The organism is Nonomuraea sp. NPDC048826 (genome assembly GCF_043198225.1).
Lineage (GTDB): Bacteria > Actinomycetota > Actinomycetes > Streptosporangiales > Streptosporangiaceae > Nonomuraea.
Window position 1 is genome coordinate 428,478 of record NZ_JBICUQ010000009.1, and the last position, 12,069, is coordinate 440,546.

General features: G+C 71.6%; 10 protein-coding genes and 1 pseudogene. 9 read left to right on the forward strand and 2 right to left on the reverse strand.

What is annotated here, in order from left to right:
* Positions 1–51: 51 nt before the first annotated feature.
* The gene (locus ACGFI7_RS32730; RefSeq protein ID WP_393411373.1) at positions 52–870 is read right to left on the reverse strand and encodes a BTAD domain-containing putative transcriptional regulator; all 819 of its coding nucleotides are present in this window, start codon (positions 868–870) and stop codon (positions 52–54) included.
* Between the two features lie 375 nt (positions 871–1,245).
* On the opposite strand from ACGFI7_RS32730, the gene ACGFI7_RS32735 reads away from it, so the two are divergent.
* The 9 genes from ACGFI7_RS32735 to ACGFI7_RS32775 are packed head-to-tail and all read left to right on the forward strand — an operon-like array spanning position 1,246 to position 11,540.
* A complete protein-coding gene (locus ACGFI7_RS32735) occupies positions 1,246–3,204 on the forward strand; it encodes a hypothetical protein (protein ID WP_393411375.1) in 1,959 nt (652 codons plus the stop codon).
* Positions 3,201–4,601, forward strand: a complete 1,401-nt coding sequence (gene pelF / locus ACGFI7_RS32740; RefSeq protein WP_393411377.1) for a GT4 family glycosyltransferase PelF — start codon at positions 3,201–3,203, stop codon at positions 4,599–4,601. The genes ACGFI7_RS32735 and pelF overlap by 4 nt, the downstream gene beginning before the upstream one ends.
* Complete coding sequence (locus tag ACGFI7_RS32745) at positions 4,598–6,007, forward strand: hypothetical protein (protein WP_393411379.1); 1,410 nt, start codon at positions 4,598–4,600, stop codon at positions 6,005–6,007. The genes pelF and ACGFI7_RS32745 overlap by 4 nt, the downstream gene beginning before the upstream one ends.
* A gap of 18 nt (positions 6,008–6,025) precedes the next feature.
* Entirely contained in the window at positions 6,026–6,760 is a 735-nt protein-coding gene (locus tag ACGFI7_RS32750) for a sugar phosphate nucleotidyltransferase (protein WP_393411381.1), read from the forward strand.
* Positions 6,757–7,623 (forward strand): NAD-dependent epimerase/dehydratase family protein, encoded by an 867-nt coding sequence (locus tag ACGFI7_RS32755; RefSeq protein ID WP_393411383.1) that lies wholly within the window; start codon positions 6,757–6,759, stop codon positions 7,621–7,623. The genes ACGFI7_RS32750 and ACGFI7_RS32755 overlap by 4 nt, the downstream gene beginning before the upstream one ends.
* Positions 7,620–8,576 (forward strand): endo alpha-1,4 polygalactosaminidase, encoded by a 957-nt coding sequence (locus tag ACGFI7_RS32760; RefSeq protein WP_393411385.1) that lies wholly within the window; start codon positions 7,620–7,622, stop codon positions 8,574–8,576. Before ACGFI7_RS32755 ends, ACGFI7_RS32760 begins: the two co-directional genes overlap by 4 nt.
* 17 nt (positions 8,577–8,593) lie before the next feature.
* On the forward strand, positions 8,594–9,895 hold the full coding sequence (locus tag ACGFI7_RS32765) for a nucleotide sugar dehydrogenase (RefSeq protein WP_393411387.1): 1,302 nt from the start codon (positions 8,594–8,596) through the stop codon (positions 9,893–9,895).
* Entirely contained in the window at positions 9,892–10,851 is a 960-nt protein-coding gene (locus ACGFI7_RS32770) for an NAD-dependent epimerase/dehydratase family protein (protein ID WP_393411389.1), read from the forward strand. The genes ACGFI7_RS32765 and ACGFI7_RS32770 overlap by 4 nt, the downstream gene beginning before the upstream one ends.
* Positions 10,848–11,540: a hypothetical protein gene (locus ACGFI7_RS32775; RefSeq protein ID WP_393411391.1), complete on the forward strand. Its 693-nt coding sequence runs from the start codon at positions 10,848–10,850 to the stop codon at positions 11,538–11,540. Before ACGFI7_RS32770 ends, ACGFI7_RS32775 begins: the two co-directional genes overlap by 4 nt.
* Positions 11,541–11,578: 38 nt before the next feature.
* Here the strand turns inward: ACGFI7_RS32775 and ACGFI7_RS32780 are convergent.
* A pseudogene (locus tag ACGFI7_RS32780) lies at positions 11,579–12,069 on the reverse strand (2-oxoacid:ferredoxin oxidoreductase subunit beta); the annotation flags it as partial.

Consider the following 12,069-nt stretch of genomic DNA (forward strand, 5'->3'; position numbering starts at 1 on the left):
GCCGGGTCCGGGCCGGGTTCGGCTGGGGAGCCCCGGCCCGGGGCGGGATGGTCAGCGGTGGCGGCGCGCGCAGTGCGGGCAGCCGAGCACCGGACGGCGGGACACGCGGTGGTGGACCGTGCCGGTGATCGTCAGGGACGCGTCGCTGGTGAGGATCGCCGTCTCCAGCCGTCGCAGCTCGGGCGACGGCTCCAGGCCGAGGTCGCTGGTGAGGATGTGCCTCCCGTCGCGGTAGACGGCCAGTGCCTCCGCCTGCCGCCCGGCCCGGTAGAGCGCCAGCATGAGCTGGCCGCGGAACCGCTCGCGCAGCGGATGCTCACGGACCAGCGCCGTCAGCTCGCCGACGAGGTCGGCGTGCCGGTGCAGCCGCAGGTCGGCGTCCACCCGGTCGGCGAGCGCGGCCAGCCGTTCCTCCTCCAGCCGGGTGGCCTGGTGGTGCAGCAGCGGGAGGTCGTCCAGCCCGGAGAGGGCAGGCCCGCGCCACAGCCCGAGCGCCGTACGCAGCAGCTCGCCGCCTCTGGCGACGGCGCCGGCCTTGACCGCCTGCCGCCCCTCCTGGACCAGCTCCTCGAACCGCCACGCGTCCACCGCTCCCGGCGGCACCCGCAGCAGGTAGCCGGCCGAGTCGTGGACGATCTCCGCCTTCGGCCCGAGCGCCCGCCTGAGCCGGAACAGCTGCAGCCGCAGCCGCCGCTGGCCGGCGTCGGCGACCTCCTCGCCCCAGAGGGCGTCGATGAGCGCCTCGCTGCGCGCCACCCGGCCCCGGTGGCAGAGCAGCAGGGCCAGGAGCGTCCGCTGCTTGGCAGAGCGGACGGGGAGGCGCTGGCCTTCCGAGACCACCTCCAGCGCCCCAAGAATTCCGAACTGCATGGGCTCCCCTTCCCGCGCCGTTCCTGATTCTCCTGTTATAGAGCGAACGCTTGCCACCGCCTTAACTGTCTTGCGGGAAACCTCCATGAAACTCGAGTGAAACCCGTCGTCCGCACACTCAAGGCTGCCGAAGGCGGGTTGCTCGGCATTTCTACGGCTAATCGGGGGCCTGGGCTTAGACGGGTGATACTGGTGAGTTCTTTTCGGCTGTCCAAGAACATTAATCTGGCACGTTCCAGCAGGATGATCGCGCTGGCCGGGATCATGACGCTCGTTTCGGGGCTATTCATCGCCCATTCGGCACCAGCCGAATCCTCACCCAAAGATCGAACGCACGGTCACGCGCCGGTACGCGGACAGGTCGACCGTCCAAAAGTGGACATTCCACGGCCGATACCGAAAAAGTCGGGCAAAGTCCCGATAAAGCAGGACACCCGCGCCGCAACCACCGCGCGAGCCCTCGCCGCGGCCGCCACCGACCAGGTCGAGTTGCGCGCCCTCGTCGTCGCCGTGGACGAGAACGACTGGGGCGAGGACACCTGGCGGGCCGCGCTGGACCGGCTCGGCGCCGCCTACGACGTCGTGCACACCAGGACCGAGTCGCTCCCCAACCTGATCGCCGCCGACGGCGCCGGCCGCTACAACGCGATCCTGCTCACCAGCAACAGCCTGCTCTACGAGGACGGCGGCCAGTATCTCAGCGGCCTCGACGCCAACGAATGGAACGTTCTATGGGCGTACGAGCGCGACTACGGCGTCCGCCAGGTCTCGCTCTACACCGCGTACGGGACCTGGCCCGAGGACTACTGCCTGCGGGCCGGCAGCGAGGGCGGCGTCGGCGACACGCCGATCAGCACCGCGCTGACCCCGGCGGGCGCGGGCGTGTTCGACTACCTGCGCAACGGCGTCAACGTGCCGATCTCGCTCTCGTACCTCTACCGGAGCACGATCGCGGCCGGCTGCGCCGCCGACCCGCTCATCACCAGCGGCGCCGACGTGCTGGGCGTGCGCAGCACGTCCACCGACGGCCGTGAGCGGGCCGCGCTGACCTTCACCTCCAACCAGTACCTCCCGCAGGCCGACCTGCTGACCTTCGGGCTGTTCCGGTGGGCGACCAGGGGGCTCTACCTGGGCGAGCAGCGGCACTACCTGAACGCGGACGTGGACGACTGGTTCAGCTACACCGACCACCTGCTCCCGAACGGCACCGTCGACTCCAACCCGGGCTTCCGGCTGAGCAGGAACGACGCCGTGAGCACGTACCAGCAGCAGAACTCCTTCCGCACCGGGCACCCGCTGGCCGGCGCGTTCAAGCTCAACATCGCCTACAACGGCGAGGGATCCGACCCGAACGCGCCCTCCATGTGCCTGCTGCCGCCGCTGCTCACCGACGGGCTGACCGCGTACTCGCGCTGCCGCAAGACCTCGTTCACCTGGATCAACCACACGTTCACCCACCCCAAGATGAACGACACCGACTACGCGACCAGCCACGCCGAGATCCAGGACAACCTGACCAGGGCCGCCGCGCTCGGTTTCACCGTCGACCCGACCGTGCTCAAGACCGGCGAGTACTCGGGCCTGGGCGTCTACCACCCGGACCCGAACAACGACATCGACCCGCCGACCGACCACGGCCTGGCCGCGTCCAACCCGCACCTGCTGCAGGCCGCCGCCGACCTGGGCGTGAAGTATCTCCACGGCAACATGTCGTTCGGCAGCCACCGGCCCGCGTGCTTCAACTGCGGCATCCGCCACCCGCTGGAGCCGTCGGTCATGGTGGTGCCCGACTGGCCGACGAACATCGCGTACCACACGACCACGCCGGCCGAGGAGACGCTGTTCTACAACTCCTACTACGGCCCGAACGGCAAGTTCCCGTACTGGCCGGTGGACCAGACCTACGCCCAGGTCCTCGGCCACGAGAGCGACGTCGCCATGCAGCACGTCATGTCGGGGTCGGTGTACACGCACACGTTCCACCAGGGCAACCTGCGCAACTACGGCTCGAACAAGAGCCTGGTCTTCGACTGGCTGAAGGCCGTGATGGCCAAGTACGAGAGCTACTACAACGTCCCGCTGCTCACCCCGAACTGGGGCGGGCTGGCCGGCTACGTCGAGGACCGCACCGACCACTTCGACGACCTGGCCGGCGTGCGTGCCGTGTTCGACCGGGCTGCCGGCACGGTCACATTCAGCGCCGCGGCCGACGCCGAGGTGTTCGCCACCAACGCCGCGGCGCCGGGCGCGACCGCGTACGGCACCGACACCGTCGCCCACCTCGACCTGACGGCCGGCGTCCCGCTCACCGTCAACGCGAGCGTGCGCCCGTGAAAGTGACGCTCGTGTCCGAGGGCACGTACCCGTTCGCCATGGGCGGCGTGAGCGTGTGGATGGACCAGCTCATCAGGGGCATGCCGGACTACCGGTGGGACGTCGTCACCATGACCGTGGACGGCGACGAACGGCCGGTGTGGGAGCTGCCGCCCAACCTGGAGCAGGTCATCAACCTCCCGCTGTGGAAGGGCGGCGGCCGGCGACCCGGCCGCCCGCCCGGCCGGGACTTCGCCGAGGCGTACGAGCGCTTCCTGCAGATCGTGCTCACCCCGGCCGTCATGGGCGCGGGCAGCGAGGAGTTCCTGGCCGTGCTGGAGTCGCTCTACAGGTACGCGCACGACGGCGGCGACCTGGTGGGCGCCCTGGTCGCCAACGACTCGCTCACCCAGCTCATGGACGCGTGGTACTGGAACAGGACCGACGGCATCAACCTGGCCGACGCGATCGTGGCCGGCGACCTGATGGGCCACATGCTGCGCCCGCTGGCCGAGCCGCCGCTCCGCACCGACCTGACCCATGTGGCCATGAACGGTCTCAGCATGCTCGTCGCGATGACCGCCAAATGGCAGTACGGCACCCCCGTCGTGCTCTCGGAACACGGGGTCTACCTGCGTGAACGCTACCTGCAGTACGTGCACGAGCCCGTCTCGCACGCGGTCCGGGTGCTGCTGCTGAGCTTCTTCCGCAGGCTGGCCGGCGCCGCCTACGTGGCGGCCGACCGGATCGCCCCGCACTCCTCGTACAACCGGCGCTGGCAGCTGCACAACGGCGCCGACCCGGACCGGATCAGGGTCATGTACAACGGCGTCGACCCGGACGACTTCCCGCTCGCCGAGTCCGAGCCCGACGAGCCGACCCTGGTCTTCATGGGCCGGGTGGACCCGCTGAAGGACCTGCACACGCTGATCAGGGCGTTCGCGATCGTCCGCGACAAGATCCCGGACGCCCGGCTGCGCATCTTCGGCGGCGTGCCGTCCGGCAACGAGAGCTACTACCAGAGCTGCCTGGAGCTCATCGACGAACTGGACCTGGAGGGCGCGGCCGTGTTCGAGGGCCGCGTGTCCACCCCCGTCGACGCCTACCACGCGGGCAGCGTCGTCGCGCTCACCAGCATCTCCGAAGGCTTCCCCTACACGGTCGTGGAGGCCATGGCCTGCGGCAGGACCGTCGTGTGCACCAACGTCGGCGGCGTCGCCGAGGCGGTCGCCGACGCCGGGCTGATCGTGCCGCCGCGCGACCACGTGGCCGCCGCCGACGCCGCCGTGCGCCTGCTCAAGGACGGGCCGCTGCGCCGCCGGCTGGGCGCGATCGCACGCGGCCGGGTGCTGGAACGCTTCACCCTCCAGCAGTCGCTGGACGACTACCGCGCCGTGTACGCGGAGCTGAGGCCATGACCGCGACCAGGGACGACGGGCACGCGCACCCGATCGACGACCTCATCGAGCCCATGGACGCCAGCCTGGCCCGCGCCGTCGAGCCGCTCCAGGTGGCCGCCATCCTGGAGAGCGAGGGACTCAACGACAAGATCGCCCGCGAGCGGTACGGCCACACGGACGTGTTCTCGCTGGCCGAGACCGCGTTCTCGCGGGTCGCCGCCAAAGCCGTGCCGCCGGTGCCCGACGCGCCGCTGCGCCGGGCCAGGCCGGTCGCCCAGATCCTGCACGGCCTGCTGTACGGCCTGCCCGCGGCGCTGCTGCCCGCCGCCTCCGGCCTGGTCGGCACCCAGTGGCTGATGCCGGGGCTGGTGTTCACCACCGGGATCGGCTGGGTGGTCGGCAGCGCCGCCGCCCAGCTCGCCTACACGCTGGTGGGCCGGGGCTGCCCGCGCTCGGCCGGCCGGGTGCTGCGCACCGGGCTGGTGATCGGCGTGGGCTGCGCGGCGCTGACCGCCACCGGGCTCGCCCTGGCCATGGGCGCGCCCGTGGCGCTGGTCGCGCTCTGCATCACGCAGATCGCGTTCCAGATCGCGTCCGGCATCCTGCTCTTCTACCGGCGCGAGGCCTGGCTCGCCGCGATGATGGCGCCCGCCGTGCTGGCCGGGATCGGCTACATCGGCGTCGCCGACCGCTTCGTCGGCCTGCTGACCGTCTGCCTGGGCGTGATCTGCGTCGCCGCTGTGGTCGGCGCCGCGATGCTGCTCACTCTGGCCCCGGGCGCCGACGACGAGCCCGCCGCCGAGCCGCCGCTGCGCACGCTGCTGCGGGCCAACCTGCGTGGCCTGCCGCCCGCCTTCCTCTACAGCCTGCTCACCGCGCTCTTCCTGCTCCAGGCCGAGGCCACGTACGTGCTCGACAGGACCGACATCGCCGTCGCCGGCGCCGGGCTGGTCCTCGGCATGGGCGTGCTGGAGTACCGGGCGCACGTCTTCGACGACGACGCCAGGACGGCGATCCGGCGGGTGCGCTACCCGGCCGAGTTCACCTCGCACGGCCGGTGGCTGCTGGCCAAGGGCGTGCTCGGCTGCCTGGTCACGCTGGCCGCGCTGTCCGCGCTGCCGCTGGCGTTCCTGCACGCGACCGGGAGGTTATCGGACGCGAGCCTGGCCATGGCCGCCGCGCACGTGGTCGTCGGGGCGGCCTACTTCGTGGCGTTCCTGCTGGCCAACCAGGGCAAGGTGCGGCACCTGTGCGCGGCGCAGGCGCTGGCCCTGGCCGTGCACCCGGGGGCGCGCCCGCTGCTGCCCGGGACCCCGACAGCTCTGGCCGACGTCCTGCTGTTCCTCCTCGCCGGCCTCGTCTTCTTCCTCGTCCTGCTCGTCCTGATGGCTTCCAGCCTCAAGGACGTGCAGCGGTACCGCTGAACAACAGGAGGGAACCACATGCACGTCGTCATACTCGCGGGCGGCAAGGGGGTCCGCCTGCGGCCGTACACGTCCGCCCTGCCCAAGCCGCTGGTGCCGATCGGGGAGGAGTACGCGATCCTCGACATCATCCTGCAGCAGCTGACCCACCAGGGGTTCACGCACGCCACGCTGGCGGTCGGCCATCTCAGCCCGCTCATCCGGGCGTTCGTCGGCGACGGATCACGATGGGGGCTGTCGGTCGACTTCACCGAGGAGCTCGCCCCGCTGTCCACGATCGGGCCGCTGTTCCCGATCAGGGATCGGCTGCCGGAGCACTTCCTGGTGATGAACGGAGACGTGCTCACCACCCTGAACTACGCCGACCTGCTGGCCCGGCACGTCGCCTCCGACGCGCCGCTGACCGTCGCCACCTCGCCCCGGGTCGTCAAGATCGACTTCGGCGTGCTGGAGGCGAGCGGCGGCCGGATCGTCGGCTTCCGGGAGAAACCGCTGCTCAGCTACCTGGTCAGCATGGGCGTGTACGCGCTGTCCAGGGACACCATCGCCCGCTACCCCGAAGGGATGTCGTTCGGCTTCGACGACCTCGTCCTCGACCTGCTCGCGCAGGACCGGCCGCCGGGCATCTACGAGTTCGACGGCTACTGGCTCGACATCGGCAGGCCCGACGACTACGACGAGGCCAACGCCCGCTTCGACGAGATCAGGCCGCAACTGCTGCCGTCGCTGCCGTCCAGGGATCCGGTGCGATGACGGACGTCCTGCTTTTCGGCGCCTCGGGCTTCCTGGGGCGGCAGGTCAGGGAACTGCTGGCGCGGGACCCTCGGGTGACCGGCCTGCACTGTCCCGGCCGGGCCGACCTCGATCTGCTCGCCGCCCGTCCCGCCGACGTGGCCGCGCTGCTGCGCGCCGTCCGCCCGGCCGCCGTGCTCACCTGCGCCGGGCGGATGTCCGGCGGGTACGACGAGCTGATGCGCGGCAACGCGGTGGCCACCGCCGTCATCATCGAGGCGGTGGCCGAGGCCGCGCCCGGCGCCCGGTTCGTCCGGCTGGGCTCGGCCGCCGAGTACGGGCCGACGCCGCCAGGTCGCTCGGCCCGTGAGCAGGACCCGCCCCGGCCCGTCAGCGCCTACGGCATCAGCCACCTGGCCGGCACCCTGCTGGTGGAGCAGGCGGCCGCCGACGGCAGGGTCGACGGGGCCTCGCTGCGCGTGTTCAACCCGGTCGGGCCGGGCATCACCGGCGAGAGCGTGCTCGGCCGGGTCCGCGACCTGCTCACGGGCGGGGCGCGCGACCTCGATCTGGGGCCGCTCGGCGCCCGCCGTGACTTCGTCGACGTCCGCGACGTGGCCCGCGCGGTGGTGCGCGCCGCGTTCGCGCCCGACCTGCCGGAACGCGTCTTCAACGTGGGGGGCGGACGGGCCGTGCCGGTCCGCGACGCGGTCCGCCTGCTCGCGGCCGAGGCCGGCTTCACCGGAGAGATCCGGGAGGGCGCGTCCGGGCCCGGCCGCTCGGAGACCGTCGGCTGGAGCCGGGCCGACCTCACCCGGAGCAGGGACGTCCTCGGCTGGGAGCCGGAGTTCGGCCTGCACGACTCGATCAAGGCGATGCTGTGAGGCCGGGACCGTCCCTCGCCGGGGGCGTGCTCAGGCCGGTCGTGGCGGCCGGGGCGGCGCTCGCCGCGCTGGCCGGGTGCGTCCAGGCCGCCGTCCGTGCCGGGCCCGAGCCCGGCGGTGGGCCGGCGGTGCCCGAGCTGGCGTCCGTGACCTCGTTCACGTACGTGCTCCAGGGCTACCCGGACGGCCGCCTCGACACGATCGCCCGGTCGCCGCACCGGCTCGCGATCGTCGACCTGTCCCGCGACGGCACCGCCGCGGGCTTCTTCACCCGTGAGGAGATCGCCCGCGTCCGCGCCACCGGCAAGCTGATGCTGGCGTACTTCGAGATCGGCTCCATCGAGGAGTTCCGCACCGACTTCCGGGCCGTCGACCGGGACCTGCTCCTGCACACCTGGCCCGACTGGCCGGACGAGCACTTCGCCCGCTACTGGGAGGAGCGCTGGTGGGACCAGGTCGTCCGGCCCCGGCTCGACCGCGCGCTCGCCGCCGGGTTCGACGGGGTCTACCTCGACACCCCGCTCGCGTACGAGGAGATCGACCTGGCGGCGGTGCCCGGCGAGACCCGCGCCACCCTCGGCAGGAAGATGGCCGACCTGGTCATCCGCATCAGCCGCTACGCCAAGCAGCGCCGTCCCGGCTTCGCGATCGTCCCGCAGAACTCCCCGGAGCTGCGGCACTTCACCGGCTACCCGGAGGCGATCGACGGCATCGGGATGGAGGAGCTGTTCTTCCGCGCCACCGACGTCCCTTGCCGCGAGGACTGGTGCCGCCAGAACCTGGCCGACGCCCTGGCGCTGAAGAGCCTGGGCAAGGCCGTGCTCGCCACCGACTACGCCGTGGACCCGGCGAACATCGAGGCCGCCTGCGCCCGCTACCGCAGGCACGCAACAGCGGGAAACGTCACCGTGGTCGACCTCGACCGCGTCAGCCCGCCATGTGAACCGCAGTGAGAGGAAAGGAGCATCCGATGCCCAAGACCGTCGGCGTGATCGGCATGGGCTACGTGGGGCTGACGCTGACCGCGGCCATGGCCCGCAAGGGCTACACCGTGTTCGGGGTCGACGCCAGCGCCCGCGTCGTCGAGGCGCTGTCCAGCGGGCGCGTCCACGTCTACGAACCGGGCGTGGCGGAGGCCTTCGCCGAGTTCCTCGGCGAGCGGATCTTCATCGGCGACCACCTGCCGGACGAGCCGCTCGACGCGGCCATCCTGTCCGTGTCCACCCCGGTGGACCTGACCACCGGCACCCCCAAGCTGGAGAACCTCGCCGCCGCCGCGGAGGAGGTCGCCCGCCGGTGCCACCCGGACACGCTGGTCGTCGTCCGCAGCACGGTCCCGATCGGCACCAGCCGCGACATCGTGCTGCCCGCCCTGGCCGCCCGCTGGGCCCGCCCCCGGCTGGTCATGGCGCCCGAGCGCACCATCCAGGGCCAGGCGCTGCGCGAACTGGTCGAGCTGCCCCAGGTGATCGGCGGCCTCGACGAGGAGAGCCTGCGCGCCGGCGTCCAGGTCTTCGCCGACCTGGCCAACCAGATCATCACCGTCTCCAACCTGGAGACCGCCGAGATGGTCAAGCTGTCGAACAACTGCCACACCGACGTCATCTACGCCTTCGGCAACGAGCTGGCCCTCATCGCCGAACAGCACGGGCTCGACCCGCTGGAGGTCATCCGGGCCACCAACCTCGACTACCCCCGGCCCGACCTGGCCAAGCCCGGCTACGTGGGCGGCGGCTGCCTGACCAAGGACCCGTACCTCATGCTCGCCAGCACGTGGCGCAGACCGTACCTGGTGAGCCGGGCGCGGGCGCTCAACGAGCGCCTGCCCGGGCACGTCGCCGAGCGGGTCGTGGAGCTCGTCCAGGAGGAGTTCGGCCGCACCGAGGGCGTCCGGCTGTCCGTGCTCGGCTGGGCGTACAAGGGCTGGCCCGCCACCGACGACATGCGCGGCACCCCGATCGCGGACATGATGCCGGTCTTCGCCAAGGCGGGGCTCACCGTGCGCGGACACGACCCGCTGGTCGCCGACGAGGTGATCCGGCAGTACGGGGGCGAGCCGGTCAGCCTGGACAAGGCGTTCGCGGACGCCGACGCCATGATCCTGATCAACGACCATCCGGACTACCGGGAGATCGAGGTGGCGCAGAAGCTGGCCGGGTCGGGCCTGCGGGTGCTGTTCGACTCCTGGCGGATCCTCGACGAGGCCGCCGTCATCGCGCGCGGCGTCCGCTACGCCGGCATCGGCTACCTGGCGAAGGAGCGCGCGTCATGAAGGTCCTGCTGCTCGGCGGCGCCGGGTTCATCGGCCTCCACCTGGCCGCGCGGCTGCTCGCCGACGGTCATGAGGTCACCGTGATCGACGACTTCTCCCGCGGCCGCCGCGACCCGGAGCTGGCCCGGCTCGCCGACCGGATCGAGATCAGGTCGGCCGACCTCACCGACCCGGCCTCGTACGCGGCGCTGGAGCACCGCTGGGACCATGTCTACATGCTCGCCGCCGTGGTCGGCGTGCGGAACGTGGTGTCCGACCCGGCGCGCGTGATCAGGGTCAACACGCTGGCCCTGATGCACCTGCTCGACTGGATCGCCCCCGGCGGGCGGCTGTTCTTCGCCTCCACCAGCGAGGCGTACGCGGGCGGCGTCAGCGCCGGCGTGGTCCCGGTGCCGACGCCGGAGAGCGTGCCGCTGATGATCGAGGACGTCGGCTCGCCCCGCTACACCTACGCGATCTCCAAGATGCTCGGCGAGGCAGCCGTCCTGCACACCGCCGAGGCCAAGGGGTTCGCCGCCGTCGTCGGCCGCTTCCACAACGTCTACGGCCCCCGGATGGGCGCCGACCACGTCATCCCGGAGCTGTCGCTGCGCGCCATGCGCGGCGAGGACCCCTTCGACCTCTACGGCTCCGACCAGAGCCGGGCGTTCTGCTACGTGGACGACGCCACCGATGCCATGATGGCGCTCATGGACGCCCCGGAAGCCGCCGGCCGGATCGTGCACATCGGCGACGACACCGAGGAGACCAACATCGGCGACCTGGCCAAGCTGGTCCTGCGGGTCGCCGGGGTCAACCCGGTCATCCGCGAGCTGCCCGCCCCCGCCGGATCGGTCGCGCGCCGCTGCCCCGACCTCACGCTGCTGCGCCGGCTCACCGGGTACGAGCCGCGCGTGCCGCTGGAGGAGGGCGTCCGCAGGACGTACGCGTGGTACCGGGAGTCGTGGACGGGATGAGCGGACCGATCGCTTTCTACTACGGGGCGGGCGAGGTCGACCGGCTCTCCCGCTTCGACAAGGTCGTCCTCCAGGCCGACTTCTACTCGCGGGCCGAGCTGGAGCTGCTGCGCGAGCGCGGCGTGCGGACCCTCGGCTACCTGTCGCTGACCGAGGACGTCGGGCCGCCCGCGCCGTGGCACCGGCCGGAGCGCAACCCCGACTGGGGCGGCGCGTTCGTGCACGTGGGCGATCCGCGCTGGGTGGCCCACGTGGTCGACCAGGCGGTACGCGCCATGCGCGACGGCTTCCACGGCCTGTTCCTCGACACGCTCAACATCGAGCACAACTACCCGGACGACCTGCCTCACCTGCTGCTGCTGATCGCCGCCATCCGTGAGGAGGCCAGGCCCGGCTACCTGCTGGCCAACCGGGGGTTCGGGCTGCTGCCCGAGCTCGCCGACCTGGTCGACGGCGTGCTGTTCGAGTCGTTCTCGGCCCGCTGGGTCGACACCGAGAGCTACGCGCCGTGGCCGGACGACGTGCTGGAGGCGCACGCCTCCGTCGCCGAACGCCTGCTCGGCCTCGGGCTCGACCTGTACGCGCTGGACTACGCCGACAGCGACGAGCTGGCCGACTTCGCCTGCCGCCGGGCCAGGGAGTTCGGGATGCTCTGCTTCGTCAGCGATCGGGTGCTCTCACGCATCTGAGGCGCCGCCGGTACTCCGGCGGCGCCTCGATCGCCTGTCTAGCTGATGCGCCAGGTGTCGCCGCCCATCAGCAGCCCGGCCAGGTCACCCGGGCCCTGCTGCGCCACCGCCTCCTCCAGCTGAGCGGCCATCAGCGAGTCGTAGGACGGCCGGTCGACCTGGCGGAAGATGCCGATCGGCACGTGCTCGAACGCCGGCTCGTCCAGCCGGGACAGCGCGAACGCCACCGACGGGTCCGGGCGATGCGCGTCGTGCACCAGGATCCGGTCCTCAGCCACGCCGTCGCGGGGCACGACCTCCAGGCTGCCGTCGGCGCCCCGGATGACCGCCTTGGACGCGCTGGCGATCGGCTGACCGTGCTCCAGCCGCAGCGTGATGTCGTCGCGGACCTCGGGGTCCTTCAGCGGCTCGAAGGCGTTGTCGTTGAAGATGTTGCAGTTCTGGTAGATCTCCACCAGCGACGCACCCCGATGCGCGGTCGCCTCCCGCAACACCGCCTGCAGATGCTTACGATCCGAATCGATGGTCC